Annotated in this window: 22 protein-coding genes; 17 read left to right on the forward strand and 5 right to left on the reverse strand. The window is 64.3% G+C overall.

What is annotated here, in order from left to right; translation table 11 throughout:
* The first annotated feature begins 36 nt into the window (after nucleotides 1-36).
* On the forward strand, nucleotides 37-954 hold the full coding sequence (locus NCS67_RS00270; RefSeq protein ID WP_250433524.1) for a glucosamine kinase nucleotide-binding domain-containing protein: 918 nt from the start codon (nucleotides 37-39) through the stop codon (nucleotides 952-954).
* 33 nt (nucleotides 955-987) lie between these two features.
* A complete protein-coding gene (locus NCS67_RS00275; protein ID WP_008351897.1) occupies nucleotides 988-1,824 on the forward strand; it encodes a Cof-type HAD-IIB family hydrolase in 837 nt (278 codons plus the stop codon).
* Between the two features lie 46 nt (nucleotides 1,825-1,870).
* On the opposite strand, the gene NCS67_RS00280 is transcribed toward NCS67_RS00275, so the two are convergent.
* From NCS67_RS00280 to NCS67_RS00290, 3 genes are all read right to left on the reverse strand, one after another.
* Nucleotides 1,871-2,158 carry a hypothetical protein gene (locus NCS67_RS00280; RefSeq protein WP_008351896.1) on the reverse strand — a complete coding sequence of 96 codons (288 nt, stop codon included), beginning with the start codon at nucleotides 2,156-2,158 and terminating at the stop codon, nucleotides 1,871-1,873.
* 339 nt (nucleotides 2,159-2,497) lie between these two features.
* Nucleotides 2,498-3,196, reverse strand: coding sequence for an aquaporin Z (aqpZ, locus tag NCS67_RS00285; RefSeq protein ID WP_008351895.1), 699 nt, complete (start codon nucleotides 3,194-3,196; stop codon nucleotides 2,498-2,500).
* Nucleotides 3,197-3,442: 246 nt separating this feature from the next.
* Nucleotides 3,443-4,507: a glycosyltransferase family 4 protein gene (locus NCS67_RS00290; RefSeq protein WP_008351894.1), complete on the reverse strand. Its 1,065-nt coding sequence runs from the start codon at nucleotides 4,505-4,507 to the stop codon at nucleotides 3,443-3,445.
* A gap of 637 nt (nucleotides 4,508-5,144) precedes the next feature.
* On the opposite strand from NCS67_RS00290, the gene flhD reads away from it, so the two are divergent.
* Complete coding sequence (gene flhD / locus NCS67_RS00295; protein WP_008351892.1) at nucleotides 5,145-5,468, forward strand: flagellar transcriptional regulator FlhD; 324 nt, start codon at nucleotides 5,145-5,147, stop codon at nucleotides 5,466-5,468.
* Between the two features lie 18 nt (nucleotides 5,469-5,486).
* A complete protein-coding gene (gene flhC / locus NCS67_RS00300; RefSeq protein ID WP_008351890.1) occupies nucleotides 5,487-6,041 on the forward strand; it encodes a flagellar transcriptional regulator FlhC in 555 nt (184 codons plus the stop codon).
* A gap of 19 nt (nucleotides 6,042-6,060) precedes the next feature.
* On the opposite strand, the gene NCS67_RS00305 is transcribed toward flhC, so the two are convergent.
* The gene (locus NCS67_RS00305) at nucleotides 6,061-6,471 is read right to left on the reverse strand and encodes a YfiM family lipoprotein (RefSeq protein WP_008351888.1); all 411 of its coding nucleotides are present in this window, start codon (nucleotides 6,469-6,471) and stop codon (nucleotides 6,061-6,063) included.
* Nucleotides 6,472-6,782: 311 nt separating this feature from the next.
* Here NCS67_RS00305 and motA point away from each other — a divergent pair, with 311 nt between their 5' ends.
* From motA to NCS67_RS00370, 13 genes are all read left to right on the forward strand, one after another.
* On the forward strand, nucleotides 6,783-7,643 hold the full coding sequence (gene motA, locus NCS67_RS00310) for a flagellar motor stator protein MotA (protein WP_008351887.1): 861 nt from the start codon (nucleotides 6,783-6,785) through the stop codon (nucleotides 7,641-7,643).
* A gap of 25 nt (nucleotides 7,644-7,668) precedes the next feature.
* Nucleotides 7,669-8,667: a flagellar motor protein MotB gene (motB, locus tag NCS67_RS00315; protein ID WP_250433526.1), complete on the forward strand. Its 999-nt coding sequence runs from the start codon at nucleotides 7,669-7,671 to the stop codon at nucleotides 8,665-8,667.
* Between the two features lie 67 nt (nucleotides 8,668-8,734).
* Entirely contained in the window at nucleotides 8,735-9,112 is a 378-nt protein-coding gene (locus NCS67_RS00320; RefSeq protein ID WP_008351883.1) for a response regulator, read from the forward strand.
* Nucleotides 9,113-9,163: 51 nt separating this feature from the next.
* Nucleotides 9,164-11,464 carry a chemotaxis protein CheA gene (gene cheA / locus NCS67_RS00325; RefSeq protein ID WP_008351881.1) on the forward strand — a complete coding sequence of 767 codons (2,301 nt, stop codon included), beginning with the start codon at nucleotides 9,164-9,166 and terminating at the stop codon, nucleotides 11,462-11,464.
* Between the two features lie 17 nt (nucleotides 11,465-11,481).
* On the forward strand, nucleotides 11,482-12,000 hold the full coding sequence (gene cheW, locus NCS67_RS00330; RefSeq protein WP_008351879.1) for a chemotaxis protein CheW: 519 nt from the start codon (nucleotides 11,482-11,484) through the stop codon (nucleotides 11,998-12,000).
* 28 nt (nucleotides 12,001-12,028) lie between these two features.
* Nucleotides 12,029-13,849, forward strand: coding sequence for a methyl-accepting chemotaxis protein (locus NCS67_RS00335; protein WP_034470429.1), 1,821 nt, complete (start codon nucleotides 12,029-12,031; stop codon nucleotides 13,847-13,849).
* Between the two features lie 138 nt (nucleotides 13,850-13,987).
* Nucleotides 13,988-14,911: a CheR family methyltransferase gene (locus NCS67_RS00340; RefSeq protein WP_033536589.1), complete on the forward strand. Its 924-nt coding sequence runs from the start codon at nucleotides 13,988-13,990 to the stop codon at nucleotides 14,909-14,911.
* Entirely contained in the window at nucleotides 14,908-15,633 is a 726-nt protein-coding gene (gene cheD / locus NCS67_RS00345) for a chemoreceptor glutamine deamidase CheD (protein ID WP_033536555.1), read from the forward strand. Before NCS67_RS00340 ends, cheD begins: the two co-directional genes overlap by 4 nt.
* On the forward strand, nucleotides 15,630-16,721 hold the full coding sequence (locus NCS67_RS00350) for a protein-glutamate methylesterase/protein-glutamine glutaminase (RefSeq protein WP_008351872.1): 1,092 nt from the start codon (nucleotides 15,630-15,632) through the stop codon (nucleotides 16,719-16,721). Before cheD ends, NCS67_RS00350 begins: the two co-directional genes overlap by 4 nt.
* Before the next feature lie 49 nt (nucleotides 16,722-16,770).
* The gene (gene cheY, locus NCS67_RS00355; protein WP_008351870.1) at nucleotides 16,771-17,166 is read left to right on the forward strand and encodes a chemotaxis response regulator CheY; all 396 of its coding nucleotides are present in this window, start codon (nucleotides 16,771-16,773) and stop codon (nucleotides 17,164-17,166) included.
* 2 nt (nucleotides 17,167-17,168) lie between these two features.
* A complete protein-coding gene (cheZ, locus tag NCS67_RS00360) occupies nucleotides 17,169-17,885 on the forward strand; it encodes a protein phosphatase CheZ (protein WP_008351868.1) in 717 nt (238 codons plus the stop codon).
* A 256-nt stretch (nucleotides 17,886-18,141) separates the two neighbouring features.
* Nucleotides 18,142-18,675: a DUF2844 domain-containing protein gene (locus NCS67_RS00365; RefSeq protein ID WP_239294313.1), complete on the forward strand. Its 534-nt coding sequence runs from the start codon at nucleotides 18,142-18,144 to the stop codon at nucleotides 18,673-18,675.
* Nucleotides 18,676-18,692: 17 nt separating this feature from the next.
* On the forward strand, nucleotides 18,693-20,012 hold the full coding sequence (locus tag NCS67_RS00370) for a DUF3443 domain-containing protein (RefSeq protein WP_034470435.1): 1,320 nt from the start codon (nucleotides 18,693-18,695) through the stop codon (nucleotides 20,010-20,012).
* A 61-nt stretch (nucleotides 20,013-20,073) separates the two neighbouring features.
* On the opposite strand, the gene NCS67_RS00375 is transcribed toward NCS67_RS00370, so the two are convergent.
* Nucleotides 20,074-20,847 carry an SDR family oxidoreductase gene (locus NCS67_RS00375; RefSeq protein ID WP_250433528.1) on the reverse strand — a complete coding sequence of 258 codons (774 nt, stop codon included), beginning with the start codon at nucleotides 20,845-20,847 and terminating at the stop codon, nucleotides 20,074-20,076.
* Between the last annotated feature and the right edge of the window lie 3 nt (nucleotides 20,848-20,850).

The following is a 20,850-nucleotide window of genomic DNA, read 5'->3' on the forward strand; positions in this document are numbered from 1 at the left end:
TTGGCGCGCGTCGCGGCCGCCGGTAAGCTTGCGCCCATGACTACATCTTCGACTTCGGCATTTGACGGCTTCCTGCTCGGCATCGACGGCGGCGGGAGCGGCACGCGCGTGATTCTCGCCGACGCGCACGGCAACGAACTGGCGCGCGCGAGCGGCGGACCTTCGGGGCTCGGGCTCGGGGTGGCGCGCGCGTGGCAATCGATCGGCGACGCGTGCGCGCGCGCATTCGAGGCCGCCGCGCTGCCGTTCGACTGGCGCAACTGCGCACTCGGCTGTGGCCTGGCGGGCGTCAACAACGCGGACTGGCTCACCGCGTTTCTCGGCGCGGCGCCGGACGTGCGCGCGTTGAGCGTGGAAAGCGACGCCTATACGACCGTGCTCGGCGCGCACGGCGGGGAATCCGGCGTGATCGTCGCGCTCGGCACGGGCAGCATCGCGGCGTCGCTGGACGAATCGGGCGTTTGCCGAATCGCGGGCGGCTACGGCTTTCCGAGCGGCGATGAAGCCAGCGGCGCGTGGCTCGGCCTGCGCGCGGTGGTGCATCTGCAGCGCGTGCTCGACGGCCGCGCGCCCGAAGATGGCTGGTCGCGCGCAATGCTCGCCCACACTGGCGCGACGGATCGCGACAGTCTCGTCGTCTGGGTGTGCGCCGCGAATCAAACCGCTTATGCGACGCTTGCGCCCACCGTGTTCGAGTTCCGCGACCATCCCGAGGCCGCGCGTCTGCTGGATCAGGCGGGGCAGGAAATCGCGAAACTCGTCGCGGCGCTCGATCCCGCCGGCGTGCTGCCCGTCGCGCTGTGCGGCGGGCTGGCCGCGCCTTACGAGCCATTCGTGCCGGCCATGTTGCGCGAACGCATGCGTGCGCCACGCGCCGATTCCGCAGCGGGCGCGCTCGAACTGGCGCGACGCGCGGCGTCCGCTTTCGCGGCTGCGGACGGTGCGGCGCGATAAAATACCGACCTTCGCGGCACCACAAAGGCAGTCATGTATTCGGTTATCGCTACTGATCTCGACGGTACGCTTCTCAACAGCGACCACCAGCTCGATCCCTTCACCGCCGAAACCGTGCGCGCGCTCGCGGCGCGCGGCGTGCCTATCGTCATCGCGACGGGCCGGCATTATCGCGACGTCGCCGGCATTCGCGATGTGCTCGGCGTCGACGCGTATCTCATCACGTCCAACGGCGCGCGCGTGCATACGCCGGCCGACGAGCGCATTTATTCGCGCGACCTCGAGCCCGCCGCCGTGCGCCGTCTCGTGCAGCCCGAGATCGCGGGCAGCGAGCGCGTCATCGTCAATCTTTTTGCCGACGACGCCTGGCTCATCGACCGTCACGCGCCCGAGTTGCTGGTCTTCCACCAGGATTCCGGCTTCAAGTACGAAGTGATGGATCTGCGCGAGCATGATGGCGAGAACATCGCGAAAGTGCTGTATATCGGCGATCCGGCCGATCTGAAGGTGACCGCCGCGAACCTCGAACGGGAGTTCGGCGATTCGCTCTACGTCACGTATTCGCTGCCGGACTGTCTGGAAGTGATGACGTCGGACGTATCGAAAGGGCGCGCGCTGCGTTTCGTGCTGGAGCGGCTCGATGTCGATACCGCGCAATGCGTCGCGTTCGGCGACAACATGAACGATATCGATCTGCTCGAAACCGCCGGGCATCCGTTCATGATGAACAACGCGAACCCCGATCTGATCAAGCGCCTGCCGAACGTGCCGCGTATTGGGTACAACTTCGAGGCGGGCGTCGCGCATCAGCTGCGCAAGCTGTTCGACATTCGCGACGAACTCGCGTCGCCGGGACAGACGCCCGACTGATATCCGTCACGGCGGGCCGCGGACCTCGATCCGCGGCCGGTCCCGCTTATCCGCGATGGCCCCAGTTGTTGCCGTAGCCGCCGTGGTTCCAGCCCGCGCGGTCGTATCGGCCATAGTCGCGATGATCGCGGCCATACCAGCGCGGCGCTTCGTGGCGATAGTACGGCGCGCGATACGCCGGAACCGCCGGACGCACGTACACCGGAGCCGGCGCCACATAAGCCGGCGCGCCAAGCGAGACGCCGATGTGCAGATCGCTGTGAGCCTGAGCCGCGCCGACAGCACCGATAGCAAGACCAGTCGCGACAAGCATGTGGGTGACGATGCGCTTCATTGTGTTTCTCCTTTAAGGCGACGTGTGTCGCATGAGTCCAATTTAAGCGCCCGCCGTCTTACATGCTTCGAGGACTTGTTACCGTGTGCAAGGACGGCGTAAGGGAGTTCGCAAGCGCGGCGGCGCCGTCGACATCGCTGGAAGCCTTATCCTTCAAGCCTTCGGCGGCGCGCGAAATGATCCTTGACATCGCGTGACGCAAATTCATAAGCAGGCTGCGTAATTCGGCATTACATTTGTCGCGCGCGTTTAATCTTTCGTATGCGCGCTGTGGCGCAAAAACAAAAACGGGCGCATTTCGCGCCCGTTTTGCTTGCCGCCGTTTGCTGCCGCCGTGACTTACTTCTGACGCGTCAGCAACGGATAAAGCACGCCCGCGAGAATCGCGCCGACGATCGGCGCAATCCAGAACAGCCACAGCTGATCGAGCGCCCAGCCGCCGACGAAGAACGCCTGGCTCGACGAGCGCGCCGGATTCACCGACGTATTCGTGACCGGAATCGAGATCAGATGGATGAGCGTCAGGCACAGGCCGATGGCGAGCGGCGCGAAGCCTTTCGGCGCGCGCTCGTCGGTGGCGCCGAGGATCACGAAGAGGAAGAAGAACGTCATCGCGATTTCGGCGATGAGCGCGGCGGCCATCGAGAAGTGCCCCGGCGAGTGCTCGCCGAAACCGTTCGCGGCGAATGCGCTCGACGCGAAGTCGAAGCTCGGATTGCCCGTGGCGATCAGATAGATTACCCACGCGCCGAGCGTCGCGCCGATCACTTGCGCCGCGATGTACGGCACGAGATCGCGCACCGGAAAGCGGCCCGCCGTCGCGAGCCCGATGCTCACGGCCGGGTTCAGGTGGCAGCCCGAGACGTGGCCGATGGCGTAGGCCATCGTCAGGACGGTGAGACCGAATGCCAGCGAAACGCCGGCGAATCCGATGCCGAGTTCAGGAAAGGCCGCGGCGAGCACGGCGCTTCCGCAGCCGCCCAGCACGAGCCAGAAAGTACCGAAAATTTCAGCGCCGAGACGCTTCGACAAATGCATGATTCTGCCTTCGTGAAAAAGATGAAAAGCCGTTGATTTCAAACAAGAACGCGTGACGCGCTTTTGCGCAGCGCAGTTTAAGCGCGGTGTCTTTGGCGAACTGTCAAAAATGGTCGATCGGCTCTCAATTCACGGGCATTGCACCGAAACTTCGGATCATTCCTTAGCGAATGTCTTAACAAGCGCGCAAAAAAATGCCGCCCGGCAAGCGGGCGGCAGTTCCAGCAATTCTGGTCAGGAAGGCAATCAGCCCACCGCGACCTGACGCAACACCGGGCGCTTCGCGGCCTGAAGCATCGCCGTGTAGCTTTCGACGTAGTTCTGCGCCATCGTCTGCGCGCTGAAGCGGCGCTCGAACTGCGCGCGGATTTCCGTGCGCGACAGCTCGTCGAGACGTTGCAGCGCGCCGACCGCGCCTTGCACGTCCTCGCAGATGAAGCCCGTCACGCCGTGGTCGATCACTTCCGGCACCGAACCGCGATTGAACGCGATCACCGGCGTGCCGCAGGCCATCGCCTCGATCATCACGAGGCCGAACGGCTCGTTCCAATCGATCGGGAAGAGCAGCGCCTTCGCGCCCGACAGAAATTCCGGCTTCTGCGCTTCATTGATCTCGCCGATGAACTCGACGTGCGCCTGCGAAAGCAGCGGTTCGATCGTCGACTTGAAGTATTCCTGGTCGACCTTGTCCACCTTGGCGGCGATCTTCAGCGGCAGACCGCTCTGGGCCGCGATCTTGATTGCGAGATCGGCGCGCTTTTCCGGGCAGATGCGGCCCAGGAACGCCAGATATTCCGGCTTCTTGTGGGGCTGCGGCGTCAGCAACTGGCTCGGCAGACCGTGATAAACGGTGTTCAGCCAGTTCGCCTGCGGCAGCGGCCCGCGCTGATTATCCGAGATCGAAATGACGTTCGCCTTCGTGAACGTGTTGAAGATCGGCTGCAGTTCCGGCAGATCGAGCCGGCCGTGCAGCGTCGTCACGAACGGCGTGTCCATCTGCGTGAACAGCGGGAACGGCATGTAATCGAGGTGGAAGTGCAGCACGTCGAACTCGTGCGCGCGCTGGCGGACGGTTTCGAGCAGCAGCATGTGCGGCGCGAGCGCGTCGCGCACGGTCGGATCGAGACGCAACGCACGCGGCCACACGGGTTCGAGCGTCGCCTTGGTTTGCGAATCGCCGCTGGCAAACAACGTTACATCGTGGCCGAGTTCGACGAGCGCATCCGTCAGATAAGACACGACGCGCTCAGTGCCGCCGTAAAACTTCGGAGGAACTGCTTCGTGCAACGGTGCAATTTGTGCGATTCGCATAACGTGACTCTCCATTTAGGTAAGGCATTGCAGTCACGCTCCGGTCGAGCGCTCAACGCATGCCATTCGGGCGGGCCGCGTGTGGTTGGACGCCGCCCGAGACAGGCCCGGAGATGAAAAAACATCGCGACCGGGTTATCCCTTACCGATCATTATCGGGATCGAGACCGGCATTTCACTTCATTTTTCAATCGCTTATCGTTGTTACAGCGCGATACATGTGCTGTTACGAAGTCAGAAATTGCATCGATGGCGGCGATGAGGGCGGATTTGAAGCGTCGGACGCGCCGGGCGGCATGAATGAGCAATTCACGGTCCTGCGGCCTGAAAGGCGCGACAGCGCGCGCCCGTCGTAAAAATACGGGGCGCGGCTATTAAGTCAGACGAATACGTGCCGATAACGCATGTCTGCCGAGCAGCATCGAAGCGGCCGGCTTGTAAGAAATTTTCCTACACGATTCTTCGCGAAACTCCGTCGCAGCGTCGGACGCTTTGTCCGACAGGCGCGGCGGCGGGCATCGGCGACAATCGAATCGACAACAGACAACGCGCGCGGGGCCGCATTCGCGTTTCTTTGCGAATTCGAGCAAACGTTCCCGCCGGGCCTGACCAGCCACGTTTCGATTCGGGGAAAAAGATGACGACCAGCACTACGAGTACGCTCGCGGAAATCCGCGAGGTGAACCTGTCGTACTTGCTCCTCGCTCAGCGGCTTCTTCAGGAAGACCGCATCTCGGCGATGTATCGCCTGGGCCTTTCGGAGCAGGTTGCGCAAGTTCTGGCTTCGCTGACGCTCGCGCAGGCAGTGAAAGTGGCGTCGTCGAGCCATTTGCTGTGCCGCTTTCGTTTCGATGACCACGCGATCCTTTCGTCGCTCGCCGACAAGGACCGCAGCGCGGCGCTCGCGCACGCCCACGCGGCGATTGTGCTGGCGGACAGTCCCGTCGAGCAGATCGGCTGACGCCGCGCGCGAAGCCCGATGGCGACGAAAAGCGTGGTCGCGGAGGTCCGCGAAATCACTTTGGCGATCGAGCTGATCGAGCTCGGCGCGCGCCTGCAACTGCTCGAAGCGGAAACGAGCCTGTCGCGCGACCGTCTCATCAAGCTCTATAAGGAACTGAAAGGCGTGTCGCCGCCCAAGGGCATGCTGCCGTTCTCGACGGACTGGTTCATGACGTGGCAGCCGAACATCCATTCGTCGCTGTTTCACGGCATTTATCGCTTCATGGCGGCCAACGACAAGAGCCAGCCGACGATTCACGCGATCGTGAAAAGCTACCGCCTCTATCTCGAACACGCGGCGCTGTACGGCGACGAACCCGTGCTGTCGCTCACGCGCGCGTGGACGCTCGTGCGCTACTTCGAATCCGGCATGCTCCAGACCAACGTCTGCACGCGCTGCCGCGGACGTTTCGTCGCACATGCATACGAACTGCGCGCCGGTTACGTGTGCGGCCTCTGCCAGCCGCCATCGCGCGCGGGCAAGACGCGCAAGGCGGGCGCGGACCGCGAAGCGGGGCGGATCGCCGCCTGATCCGCGCGCCCGCGTCCGTCTAAAAGCGATCGTGGTACGAAAGCCCGACGGTCATCCCGTGCGGCGTGCGCTGATACATGATCGCCCAATGCGTCACCGATGCGCCGATCCACGCACCGAGCGCGTCGGCGGCCAGATCCTTGTAGGAGAAGCCGTCCGTGCGGCAGGTTCCGTCGACGATTTCCTTCACCAAGCCCGGGGCAGTGCCGATCAACGTGCCGTAGACGACCGGATGGTCCGAGCCGCGCGTCAAATAGGCGCCGAGCGCGCCGAACGGCGCGGACGCGGCCACGTGGGCAAGTTTGTCGGAGCCGGTCCAGCTATCCGATGTCTGCATACGCCAGCCGCCGCGCGAACCGCTGCAGTCGAAACCCGCATGGGCGAATGAACTCGCGGTCACTGTCAGCGCGAGCGCGCTGGCCTGTTTCATTGCTCTTGTCATCGTTCTCTCCGATTTCACGACTTCGCGTCTCCAACAAAACTGAACGCGCGTTCGTATTATCGGCAGGAAATGTGATGTTTCGTCTCGAACGGGAAAATTTTGTGTCGCGGCTAGGAAAAGTTCGATATTTAGTTGCCGGAAATCAGCGATTGAGACGCAGATTTTTGCGAAACAGCGAGAAGGTCGCGCGGCAAACCGCACGGAACCTACAGCGGTTTGACCGTGCCCCAAAGTTTTCCAGTCGAGTGCCGTAAACCACTTAACGGCGGTCTTACCGCATCAAACGTGAGGACTCGACTGTGCTGATTTTCATTGGATCGCTCGTGACATTGCTGTCCGTCTTCGGCGGCTATGCCATCGAAGGCGGCCACCTTGGCGCGCTCATGCAGCCGGTCGAAATTCTGATGATCGCGGGCGCGGGCGTCGGCGCGTTCATCCTCGGCAACAACGTCAAGACCATCAAGGCGACGATTCAGGTGCTGCCGACGCTCTTCAAGGGCGCGAAGTACGACAAGAGCATGTACATGGAGCTGATGGGCCTGCTCTACGTGCTGCTCGCGAAAGCGCGCAAGGAAGGCACGCTCGCGCTCGAAGCGGATATCGAAGATCCGGCGAAGAGCCCGGTGTTCAGCCAGTACCCGAAGATTCTCGCGGACCATCACATCGTCGAATTCCTGACGGATTACCTGCGCCTCATGGTGAGCGGCAATATGAACGCGTTCGAGATCGAAAGCCTCATGGACGAGGAAATCGAGACGCATCACGTCGAAGGCGAAGCGCCGGCGCACGCGCTCACCAAGGTCGGCGACGCGATGCCCGCGTTCGGCATCGTCGCGGCGGTGATGGGCGTCGTGCACACGATGGCCTCCGCCGATCAGCCGCCCGCGATTCTCGGCGAGATGATCGCGCAGGCGCTCGTCGGCACCTTCCTCGGCATTCTGCTTTCGTACGGCTTCATCGGACCGCTCGCGAACGTCGCGGAACAGCGCGTCGCGGAGCAGACCAAGATGTTCCAGTGCATCAAGGTGACGATCCTCGCGAGCCTGAATGGCTACGCCCCCGCGATCGCGGTGGAATTCGGCCGCAAGGTGCTGTTCTCGACGGAGCGCCCGTCGTTCTCCGAGCTGGAAGAACACGTGCGCAAGGTCAAGTCGAAGTGACTTCCGCCATAGTCGAGACACAGCGATGAGCAACGATACCGATCGCCCGATATTCATCAAGCGCGTCGTCGCGGGCAAGAAAGGCCATCACGGCGGCGCGTGGAAACTCGCCTACGCGGACTTCATGACCGCGATGATGGCGTTCTTCCTGCTGATGTGGCTGCTTTCGTCGACGTCGCCGGTGCAGCGGCGCGGCATCGCCGAATATTTCCAGATGCCGCTCAAGGCCGCGATGGTCGGCGGCAAGACCGTCGGCATGGACAACAGCATCATCATGGGCGGCGGCCGCGACATTTCCAGCACCGACGCAGGCGCCGCGCGCAAGACCGATGGCGCCACGCAGCTCGCGCAGCGCGCCTCGTCCGACACCGACGAAGAACTGCTCAAGTCCGCGCAGGGCGAGCTCGAACGGCGCGAGCAGGTGCGCCTGCACGACCTTCAGGTGAAGCTCATGGCCGCGATCGAGGCCAATCCGACGCTGCGCCAGTTCAAGCAGCAGATCCGCATCGAATCGACGCAACAGGGCTTGCGCATCGAAATCGTCGATACCCAAAAGCGCCCGATGTTCGCGCTCTCCAGCGACGCCGTGCAGCCGTACATGCGCGACATCCTGCGCGAGATCGGCCGCTCGCTCAACGACGTGCCGAATCACATCGTCGTGCAGGGACATACAGACGCCGTGAAGTACGCGGGCGGCGACAAGGGCTACAGCAACTGGGAGCTGTCCGCGGACCGCGCGAACGCGTCGCGGCGCGAGCTGGTCGCGGGCGGCATGGACGAAGGAAAGGTGATGCGCGTGCTCGGACTCGCGTCGACGCAAAACCTGAACAAGAAAGATCCGCTCGATCCGGAGAACCGGCGCATCAGCGTGATCGTGCTCAATCGCAAGACGGAGCTGTCGATGCTGCGCGACGACGGCTCACGCGGCGCGACGCTCGACAACGGCACGGACGCGAACGGCAATCCGTCGTCGGCGCTCGGCCAGCTCATTCCCGGCGTCGCGGTGAGACCCGTGGCGAAGTGAGCAAAAACCTCGAAAAAGACGCTCAAGTGTCGACACGTTTCGACCGTCATCCCGGCAAGAGACAAACATGATCAAACACATTCTGGCAATCGACGATTCAGCCGCGATGCGGCAAATCCTCTCGGCGACGCTGGCGGCGGCGGGTTACCAAGTGACCGTTGCGTCGGACGGCGACGAGGGGCTGGAGTGGGCGCTCGCGGAGCGCTTCGATCTGGTTCTGACCGATCAGCACATGCCGGGCAGAAGCGGGCTCGATCTGATCGTGGCGCTGCGCGGAAATCCCGCATACAAGGCGACGCCGATTCTCGTGCTGACGACCGAAGGCGGCGAGCCGTTCAAGGACGCGGCGCGCTCGGCGGGCGCGACAGGCTGGATCGAGAAGCCGCTCGATCCGGACCTGCTGACGGAACTGGTCGCCGCGCTCTCCGAAGAAACGCAGCACTAAAGCGAACGCACAAGACAACTCGCGCACGCACGCGCCGATGGTGACTCAAGCATGACACTCGACATTACCCAGTTCTACCAGACCTTCTTCGACGAAGCAGACGAACTGCTCGCGCAGATGGAGCAACTGCTGCTCGTTCTGGACATCGCGAATCCCGATCCGGAAGACCTCGCGGCGATCTTCCGCGCGGCGCACTCGATCAAGGGCGGCGCGGCGACGTTCGGTTTCACCGCGCTCACCGAAACGACGCACATCCTCGAATCGCTGCTGGACCGCGCGCGCAACAACGAACTCGTCCTGCGCCGCGACATGATCGACACGTTCCTCGCGACGAAGGACGTGCTGTCGGATCAGCTCGCCGCGTATCGCGCGAGCGCGGAGCCGGATGCGGCCGCGGCGGCCGCGATCTGCGCGAAGCTCGAGCGTCTGAAGAACGAACAGGCCGAAGGCGCACCGTCCGGCCGGATCGAGCCGCCCGCGCTGCCGGGCGCCGACGCGAACGTCGCGTCCGCCGCGAGCGCGAACGCCGCGCCGGCCTACGACGGCCCGAATGCGCCGCCCGCTCACGTGCTTTCGCAGGCGATGGACGCGATCGAGGACGACGGCAACTGGGACGGCGCGTTCGAGCTCGCCGATGGAACGAATGCAGGAACCGCTGCCGCGACGCCGGGACACACCGGCGCGCCGCACGCGGAAGTTGGACCCCACCTGAAAATTACGCTACGGGGGGTGGGCGAGAAGGACCTGGCGACTCTGATCGAGGAGCTGGGGAACCTGGGAAGCATCGTCGGAGAAAAGAAAGCGGACGCCGAGTACGTGGTATGGCTCGACTCGGACGTCCCCGCCGACGATATCGTCGCTGTGTGCTGCTTCGTGATCGATGAAAAGCAGATCACGATCGGCCGCGGCGATGCAGCGGCGCAATCCGCAGAAGCCCAGCCGGCGCGCCTGGAAGCGACGGCCACGCAGATTGCGCAACCCACGATACACGAAGAGCCGAAGCAATCGCAGGCGCACGCGGCGCCCGCATCCGCCGCTGGCAAGGAAGCAGTGAAGGAAGAAGCGGCGACGGCGGCGGGCTCGAAAGACCCGTCCGCCGCTCAGCCGGCAAAGTCCGCAGCAAGCGACGCCGACAAGAAAGCGCGCCCCCAGGCTGCGGCATCGGCGGAAGGCAGCTCGATTCGCGTCGGCGTGGAGAAGGTCGATCAGCTCATCAACCTGGTGGGCGAACTCGTCATCACGCAGGCGATGCTCGCGGAAACCACGAGCACGTTCGATCCCGCGTTGCACGACCGCCTGTTCAACGGCATGGCGCAGCTCGAGCGCAACGCGCGCGATCTGCAAGAGGCCGTCATGTCCATCCGCATGATGCCGATGGATTACGTTTTCAGCCGCTTCCCGCGCCTCGTGCGCGACATCGCCGGCAAGCTCGGCAAGGAAGTGGAACTCGTCACGTTCGGTCAGGCGACCGAACTCGACAAGAGCCTGATCGAGCGCATCATCGATCCGCTCACGCACCTCGTGCGCAACTCGCTCGATCACGGCATCGAGACCGTGGAAGCGCGCCGCGCGGCGGGCAAGTCGACGACCGGCCAGCTCGTGCTCTCGGCGGCGCATCACGGCGGTAACATCGTGATCGAAGTGAGCGACGACGGCGCGGGCCTGCGCCGCGACAAGATTCTCGCGAAGGCGCAGAAGCAGGGCATGCAGGTTTCCGAATCGATGAGCGACGAAGAAGTCTGGCAACTCATCTTCATGCCGGGCTTCTCGACCGCCGAACAAGTGACGGACATTTCCGGCCGCGGCGTCGGCATGGACGTGGTGAAGCGCAACATCCAGTCGATGGGCGGCCACGTCGAAATCATGTCGCGCCAGGGCGCGGGCACGACGACGAAGATCGTGCTGCCGCTCACGCTCGCGATTCTCGACGGCATGTCGGTGAAGGTCGGCAACGAGATCTTCATTCTGCCGCTCAACTTCGTGATGGAGTCGCTGCAACCGGTCGCCGAGGACATCTACACGGTCGCGAACGGCGAGCGCGTCGTGCGCGTGCGCGGCGAATATCTGCCGCTCGTCGCGCTGCATCGCGTGTTCGATGTCGAAGGCGCGCGCACGGAGCCGACGCAGGGCATCGTCACGATCATGCAGACGGAAGGACGCCGCTTCGCGATGCTGATCGACGAGCTCGTCGGCCAGCAGCAAGTCGTCGTCAAGAACCTCGAAACGAATTACCGCAAGGTGCACGGCATTTCCGCCGCGACCATCCTGGGCGACGGCAGCGTCGCGCTGATCGTCGACGTGGCCGCGCTCAACCGCGAATCGCGCGCACAGCACGGCGCGCACGCTCACTAATACCGAAGGAGTCTTTCATGGCAGACGTTCAATCGATTCAAACCGCTGCGCCTTCGCGTCGTGACACGCAAAACACGGAAGCAGCCGGACAGGAATTCCTCGTGTTCACGCTCGGCGCCGAGGAATACGGCATCGACATCCTGAAAGTGCAGGAGATCCGCGGCTACGACAACGTTACACGCATCGCGAATGCGCCCGGGTTCATCAAGGGCGTGATCAATCTGCGCGGCATCATCGTGCCGATCGTCGACATGCGCATCAAGTTCAATCTGGGCCGCGTCGAGTACGACAACCAGACGGTCGTCATCATCCTGAACGTCGCGCATCGCGTGGTCGGCATGGTCGTCGACGGCGTGTCGGACGTGCTCACGCTCACGCAGGAACAGGTGATGCCCGCGCCGGAATTCGGCGGCACGCTCGCGACCGAATATCTGACGGGCCTCGGCACGGTCGACGGCCGCATGCTGATCCTGATGGACATCGAGAAGCTCATGACGAGCCGCGAGATGGAGTTGATCGACTCCGTCGGCGCATAAAAACGTATTCAGGAAGCAGGAAGAAGCCATGCTGAAGAAGTTGTCGATCCGCACGACGCTCACGCTCGTCGGCTTGTTGTTCGTCGGTTGCGCGGCGCTCATCGGCGCACTCGCGCTCGTCGGACTGAACTCGGCCAATGCGTCGCTCGCGTCGCTCGCGCAGGAAGACATGGTCGCGATGCGCGCGCTTTCAGAAACGTCGTCGTATCTGCTGCGCTCGCGCGTGACACTCGACCGCGTGCGTTCGCTCGCCGAAGCGGGCAATACGGAAGAAGCGAAGAAGGCGATCGATCGCGGCCAGTATCTGCTCGACAAGAGCAACGAGAACTGGAAGCTCTATCTCGATACGCCGAAGCCGATGCTCCCGAAGGACACGCTCGATGCGCTCGTCGCCCAGCACGAGACGCTCGTGAAGACCGGAGTGGAGCCGGAATTCACCGCGATCCGGGCGAACGACCTGGCCGCGTATCACGCGATCGCGGACACGAAGATCAGCCCGATGTTCGTCGCGTTCGATCAGGCCGTGACGGCTGCGGTCGCGTCGCATCAGGCGCACGCGGAAAGCTCGCGCGCCAGCACGTCGTCGAATATCGCGGCGCTCAACATGACGATCGGCGCGGTGCTCGTGCTCGCGGTGCTGATGCTGATCGGCACGCGCATGGCGCTCTCCAGCCTGATCGTGAAGCCGATCAACGAGGCCGTCGATCACTTCGACCGCATCTCGCGCGGCGATCTCACGCAGTCCGCGCAGAGCGAAAGCGGCAACGAAATCGGCCGCCTGTTCGCGGGTATCGAGCGCATGCGCGGCAATCTGACGACGATGGTCGGCGCGGTACATCGCGGCGCGGAATCGATCGATGTCGGCGCGCATGAAATCGCGAGCGGCAACACGGATCTGTCGCAGCGCACGGAAGAGCAGGCGGCGTCGCTGCAGGAAACGGCGTCGAGCATGGAAGAGCTCACGAGCACGGTGAAGCAGAACGCCGACAACGCGCGCCAGGCGAGCCAGCTCGCGGTGAACGCGTCGGATATCGCTTCGCGCGGCGGTGAAGTCGTCGAGCAGGTCGTCGAAACGATGCACGCCATTGCATCGAGCTCGAACAAGGTCGTGGACATCATCGGCGTGATCGAAGGCATCGCGTTCCAGACCAACATTCTCGCGTTGAACGCGGCCGTGGAAGCGGCGCGCGCGGGCGAGGAAGGGCGGGGATTCGCGGTCGTGGCGGGCGAAGTGCGCTCGCTCGCGCAACGCAGCGCGGCGGCGGCGAAGGAAATCAAGGCGCTCATCGGCGATTCGGCCGCGAAGGTCGACAGCGGCACGGAACTCGTCGCGCGCGCCGGTCAGACGATGAGCGAGATCGTGCAAGCGGTGCGCCGCGTGACCGACATCATGGGCGAGATCAGCGCGGCGTCGGAGGAACAGTCCGATGGCATCGAGCAGGTCAATCGCGCCGTCACGCAGATGGACAGCGTGACGCAGCAGAACGCCGCGCTCGTCGAGCAGGCGGCCGCCGCTGCGGCATCGCTCGAAGAGCAGACGCGTCAACTGAAGGACGTGGTCGCGCAATGGCGCGTGCAAGGCGCGGCGGCAGCGCCGGCGCGCACGAGCGCATCGACGGCCGTGGCGCGTCTTGCGCCGGCGGCGCGCGTCGAACCGTCGACGTCTTCGGTTGCAGCGAAAGCGAAAGCTGTCGAGACGCCAAAAGTTGCGCCGGAAGCGGCCGTTAATAAGGAAGCAGTCAAGGAAACAGTCAAGCCGGCGATCAAGCCGGCGAGCGTTGCCAAGCCCGCTGCGGCACCGCGTGCGAAAGCGACGACCGCCGACGACGGCGACTGGGAAACCTTTTAACCGGACCGGAACGAAAACGGCCATGCAGGCATCGCGCACCACGATCGACACGCAGGAAAAGCGCGAGTCCGCATGGTCGAGCGCGACGAACACGCCACATCGGACGTCGGGGACGACGTCAAGGAAGCACGAAACATCATGATGGCAACGCGCAACGCGCGCGTCGACTTGCCCGCCAATGTGCGCGGCACGGAAGTCGAGCGCGATTTCGAATTCACATCGGCGGATTTCGCCCGCATTCGCGAGCTGATTCATCGCCGCGCAGGCATCTCGCTGTCGGACCACAAACGCGACATGGCGTACAGCCGCCTCGCGCGCCGGCTGCGCGCCTGCGGCATCGATACGTTCAAGCAGTATCTCGACCGTCTCGAAACCAACGACGACAACGCCGAATGGGAAGCGTTCGTCAACGCGCTGACCACGAACCTGACGGCGTTTTTCCGCGAGTCGCATCACTTTCCGATTCTCGCGGACTTCGTGAAGCGCCGGCAGCAGCCGTTCTCGGTGTGGTGCTCGGCGGCGTCGACCGGCGAGGAGCCGTATTCCATCGCGATGACGCTCGTCGAAGCGTTGGGCGAACACGCCGCGCGCCAGTGCACGGTGTTCGCGAGCGACATCGACAGTCAAGTGCTCGCGAAAGCCGAAGCGGGCGTGTATTCGCTCGATCAGGTGAAGGCATTGCCCGTCGAGCGTCTCAAGCGCTTCTTCCTGAAGGGCACGGGCGCGCACGCGGGTCTCGTGAAAGTGCGCCCCGAGTTGCGCGCGATGGTGAACTTCGGCCGCGTGAATCTGACCGAAGCGCGCTACGACGTGAAAGGCCCGTTCGACGCGATCTTCTGCCGCAACGTGATGATCTACTTCGACAAGCCGACGCAGGGCCAGGTGCTCACGCGCTTCGAGCCGCTGATGAAGCCGGGCGCGCTGCTCTTCGCGGGGCATTCGGAAAACTTCACGTATGTGTCGCAGGCGTTCAGGCTGCGCGGCCAGACCGTGTACGAACTCACGCGCGATACGAAGGTTGCGAGCGGATCGAAGCGCGCGCTCGCGGGAGAGCCGGCATGAGCGGTCTGCCAATGGCGTCGAATCTCTATTTCGACAATCACTTCAAGAAGCAGGGCGTGAAGCTCCTGCCGAACGAGTTCTACATGACGAGCGAAGACATGGTGCTCGTCACGGTGCTGGGTTCGTGCGTGGCGGCGTGCATCCACGATCGCACGGCGGGCATCGGCGGCATGAATCACTTCATGCTGCCCGATGACGGTTCCGACGCGTCGCACGCATCGTCGGATTCGATGCGCTACGGCGCGTACGCGATGGAAGTGCTCATCAACGAGCTCATCAAGCGCGGCGGACGGCGCGAGCGCTTCGAAGCGAAGGTGTTCGGCGGCGGCGCGGTGCTCGCGGGCATGACGACCATCAACATCGGCGATCGCAATTCGGAGTTCGTGCGGCGTTATCTCGCGCTGGAAAAGATTCGCATCGTCGCCGAGGACTTGCAGGGCGCGCATCCGCGCAAGGTCGCGTTCATGCCGCGCTCGGGTCAGGTGATGGTCAAGAAGCTGAAGACGGCGCATGACCCGGTGGTCGTCGAGCGCGAGCAGGCGCTCGTGCAGCGCACGCCGGAAGAGCGCGCGGAGCGGCTCGCGAAAGCGCGTGCGCGCGTCGAGCTGTTTCAGTCGAACGCGAAACCGCGTGCGGAGTCGTTCACGACGAATGCATCGGCGGCGAAGCGCCCGCGCGTCGAGTTGTTCACGTCGCGTCTCAAGACCGTGGAGGAAGCATGAACACAGCGCCAAAGATCAAAGTGCTGTGCGTCGACGATTCGGCGCTCGTGCGCAGCCTGATGACCGAGATCATCAACGCGCAGCCCGACATGCACGTCTGCGCGACCGCGCCCGATCCGCTCGTCGCGCGCGAGCTCATCAAGCTGCATAACCCGGACGTGCTCACGCTCGACGTCGAAATGCCGCGCATGGACGGCCTCGACTTCCTGGAAAAGCTGATGCGCCTGCGACCGATGCCGGTCGTGATGGTGTCGTCGCTGACCGAGCGCGGCAACGAAATCACGCTGCGCGCGCTGGAACTCGGCGCGGTCGATTTCGTCACGAAGCCGAAAGTCGGCATTCGCGACGGCATGCTCGATTACGCGGAAAAGCTCGCCGACAAGGTGCGCGCCGCATCGCGGGCACGCGTGAAGCAGACGACGCACGCGGCGAGCGCGCCGGCGAACGCGGCGACGCACAAGCCCGCGCCGCATTTCAACAATCCGCTCGTGTCGACGGAAAAGCTCGTGATCGTCGGCGCTTCGACGGGCGGAACGGAAGCGATCCGCGAAGTGCTCGTGCCGCTGCCGCCCGATGCGCCCGCGGTGCTCATCGCGCAGCACATGCCGCCGGGCTTCACGAAGTCGTTCGCGCAGCGCCTGAACGGGCTGTGCCGCATCACCGTGAAGGAAGCCGAGCACGGCGAGCGCGTGTTGCCGGGCCACGCGTACATCGCGCCCGGCCACGCGCATCTGGTGCTCGCGAGGAGCGGTGCGAACTATGTCGCGCATCTGTCGGATGCGCCGCCCGTGAACCGGCATCGGCCTTCGGTCGACGTGCTGTTCCGTTCGGCGGCGCAGCACGCGGGCAAGAACGCGATCGGCGTGATCCTGACCGGCATGGGCCGCGACGGCGCCGCCGGTCTTCTGGACATGCAGCAGGCGGGCGCTTACACGCTCGCGCAGGACGAAGCGAGTTGCGTGGTGTTCGGCATGCCGCGCGAAGCGATTGCAATGGGCGGTGCGAGCGAAATCGCGCCGCTCTCTGAAATGAGCCGGCGCGTGATGGCGCGGCTTGCCTCGATGGGCGAACGCGTACAGCGCGTCTGAACTTTGGATTTAAGCGGCGCCGCCGCATTGAGAACACACTGGAGTCATGATGGACAAGAACATGAAGATCCTCGTCGTCGACGATTTTCCGACGATGCGCCGTATCGTGCGTAACCTGCTCAAGGAGCTGGGCTACGGCAACGTCGACGAAGCCGAAGACGGCGCGGCGGGCCTCGCGCGTCTGCGCGGCGGCGGCTTCGACTTCGTGATCACCGACTGGAACATGCCGAACCTCGACGGCCTGTCGATGCTTCAGCAGATCCGCGCGGACGCGACGCTCTCGCATCTGCCGGTGCTGATGGTGACGGCCGAGTCGAAGAAGGAAAACATCATCGCGGCGGCGCAAGCGGGCGCGAACGGTTACGTGGTGAAGCCTTTCACGGCCGCCACGCTCGACGAGAAGCTCACCAAGATTCTCGAGAAGATGGCCAAAGCGGGGAGCTGATCTTGAACGATCTGACCACTGAACTCGCAGCCGCGGTCGCCGCGGTTGCCGAAAGCGAAGGCGATCCGTCGAGCGACCGCATTCTCGCGCGCATCGGCCAACTGACGCGCACGCTGCGCGATTCGATGCGCGAGCTCGGCCTCGACAAGCAGGTCGAAGCCGCCGCGCAAGCCGTGCCCGACGCGCGCGACCGCCTGAAATATGTCGCGACGATGACCGAGCAGGCCGCCGAGCGCGCGCTCAACGCGATCGAGCTTGCCAAGCCGATGCAGGAATCGCTGCAAACCGAAGCGCAGGCGCTCGACGCGCGCTGGGCGAAGTGGTACGGCGCGCCGCTCGCGCAGGGCGAGGCGGGGGAACTGCTCGCGCAGACGCGCTCGTTCCTGCAGAGCGTGCCGGAGCGCACGCAGGCGACCAATGCCCAATTGCTCGAAATCATGCTCGCGCAGGATTTCCAGGATCTGACCGGCCAGGTCATCAAAAAGATTACGGACGTCGTGTATCTGATCGAGCAGCAATTGCTGGGCGTTTTGCTCGAGAACATCGCGCCGGAACGCCGCGAGCAGTTCGCTGCATCGGCGGCGGCGCTGATGTCGGCAGTGTCGACCGGCAGTCCGGAAAGCCTGCTGAACGGTCCGCAAATCAATCCCGAAGGACGCAGCGACGTCGTGCAGGATCAGTCACAAGTGGACGATCTGCTCGCCAGCCTGGGATTTTGAGGGTGATTTTGTAAGCCTTCGTAACTTAGGCCGGCATCGAAGTTGCGAGATGACGCGAAGCGCATACCATTGCGCTTCGCGTTTTTTGTTTCGTGCGCTTGCGAACGTTAGGACGGTTCCACCTGGCTGGCATACTGACGATGTTCGCGCCCGCACGATTTTGGGGCGAAAGGCGGTGGCGCATCTGTCACTCAATCGTCAAGCACCGGTCTCTGAATCAAGTGGCGGGGCCGGCGGATAACCGATAGGAGGCCCAGTGAAGGCACCGAAGCAATCCCGTCATGGGCATCTCATGAGCGCGTTGGCAATCGTTGCCGGCGCGCTCGGCGTGAGCGCGGCAGCGCCCGCCTACGCCGTGCTCGGCGGCCAGCCGATGGCAGCGCCGCAAGGCGCCACGGCGGAATCATCCACGGCCGCGGTCGCGCGTGCGGCCGTCGCAAGCGGCGCATCGAGCGCATCGACGACATCGGCGTCGAACTACACCGTTCGCACGACCACGCTCGCGAGCGGAACGGTCATCAACGAATATTTGTCGACGGAAGGCGTCGTGTTCGGCATCGCGTGGCACGGTCCCCGCATGCCGGATCTCGCCAGCCTGCTCGGCAGCTATTTCCCGCAGTATCAGCAGGGCCTGAAGGCGCAACGCGCCGCGCGCGGCGGCCGCGGGCCGGTCAGCGTGCAGGATTCCGGACTCGTCGTGGATTCGGGCGGTCACATGGGCTCGTTCGCGGGCAGCGCGTATTTGCCGCAATCGTTGCCTGCCGGCGTGTCCGCCAGCGACATCCAGTAAGCGACGGGAGACTCAGTATGCATAGAACGACACTCGGCCATCCCGCTCTCTCTTCGTCCCGGCGCGGCGGCCTTGCCCGCTGGCTCGGCGTGCTCTGCCTTTCCGTCATGCTCGCGGCCTGCGGCGGTGGCGGCGGCGACGACTCCAGTTCCAGCAGCGGCGGCGGTTCGTCGGGCGGCTCCGGCGGCTCGGGCGGTTCCAGCGGCGGCGGCTCGACTACCAGCACCGCGAACGCGCAGCCGATCGCGCCCAACGGCACGAACGCGGTGGCGATCAACGTCAACTCCGGCGCCGCGGGCTTCGTCAACATTCCGAACGTATCGGTGACGGTGTGCGCGCCGGGCTCGTCGGTGTGTCAGACGATCGACAACATTCAGGTCGACACGGCGTCCTTCGGCCTGCGCATTCTCGGATCGGCGGCGCAGAACGTGCTCGGCAGCCTGCCGACCTCGCGCGCGTCGAACGGCGGGCAGCTCGCCGAATGCGCCGGTTTCGCCGACGGCTACACGTGGGGCACCGTCCGCACGGCCGACGTGAAGATGGGCACGGAAGTGGCGTCGGGCGTGCCGATTCAGATCATCGGCGATCTGAGTGCATCCGCGGCGCCGACCGGCGACAACGGCTGTCCGTCCGGCAGCGACGAAAATTCGACCGCCGACATCGGCGCGAACGGCATTCTCGGCATCGGCCCGCAGGCCTACGACTGCGGCGACGGCTGCGCGAGCACGGCGCTCAACGCGATGTACTTCTCGTGCACCAACGGCGCGAATTGCTCGGGTGTCGCGGTGCCGCTGGCGCAGCAAGTGACGAATCCGGTCACCAAGTTCGCGGTCAACAACAACGGCGTGATCGTGCAATTGCCGCCCGTTGCCGATAACGGCGCGGCCACCGCGACCGGCGTGCTGATATTCGGCATCGGCACGCAGAGCAACAACGGGATCAGCAACGTGACGAAGTACGGCACCGATCCCTATGGCGACCTGACCGGCACGTACAAGGGCAAGACGTACAAGACGTTCTTCGACACCGGGTCGAACGGCAACTTCTTCCAGGATAGTTTTCCGCTGTGCAACGGATCGTCGGCGTTCTATTGCCCGAGCGCGACGCAGTCGCTGTCGACCACGATCAAAGGCAGCGAAGGCAACAGCGCCACCGTGCCGTTCCTGCTCGCCAACGCGAGCACGCTGACACAAGGCAAGAACAAGTTCGCCTTCAACAGTCTCGGCGGTCAGTTGGGCATGTCGAACTTCTTCGACTTCGGCCTGCCGTTCTTCTTCGGCCGGCATGTCTACGTCGGATACCAGTTGCCGAACAGCTCGGCCTACGTGGCGTTCTGACCGTTCGGACGTTCGCCCGATAAAAAACCGGCTGCGTTTGCGCGCAGCCGGTTTTTTTACGTCATTCGTCCGCGCGTGGTTTGCGTGGCGCGCGTTCGGCGAGCGCGTCGTAGAGCCAGCGCGGCAGGACGTGCATCAGCATGCCCGCGACGCGCATCTGCCATGGAAACGTCGCGTAGCGCACCTTGCGTTCGATCGCGTCGGCGGCTTTCGCGGCGAAGCGGTCGGCGTCCATCAGGAACGGCATGCGATACGGATTGTGCGCGGTCATCTCCGAGCGCACGTAGCCCGGCGCGATCGTGACGACGGCCACGCCGAGCGGGCGCATCTCCACGCGCAACGATTCCAGATATTTCGCCACCGCCGATTTCGACGCGCTGTACGCGCCGCCGCCGGGCAGCCCGCGCACGCCCGCGACGCTTGCAATGCCGACGAGCGTGCCGCGCCGCGCGGCCGTCATCGACGCGACGAACGGCTCGAACGTCGCGACCATGCCGAAATAGTTCACGTCTATCACTGCACGGAAGGTGTCGAGATCGCCGTGGCCCGTCAGCGCGCCGCGGCTCATGCCCGCGTTCGCGACGACGACATCCGCCGTGCCGTGCTCCGCGATGAAGCGGCGCGCGGCATCGGCGAGCGCGTCGGGGTCGCGCACATCGGCGGGATAGATCGAGATGGAGCTTTGCGGATGACGGGCCGCGAATGCGGCGAGGGAATCGGCGCGGCGGGCGACGAGGCCGAGGATGGCCCCGCGCTTCACATACTCTTCGGCCATTGCAAGGCCGATGCCGCTCGACGCCCCGGTGATAAAGACCTTCAAACGAACTGCGGTCATGCG

This window comes from Caballeronia sp. ATUFL_F2_KS9A (genome assembly GCF_023630765.1).
GTDB lineage: Bacteria > Pseudomonadota > Gammaproteobacteria > Burkholderiales > Burkholderiaceae > Caballeronia > Caballeronia zhejiangensis.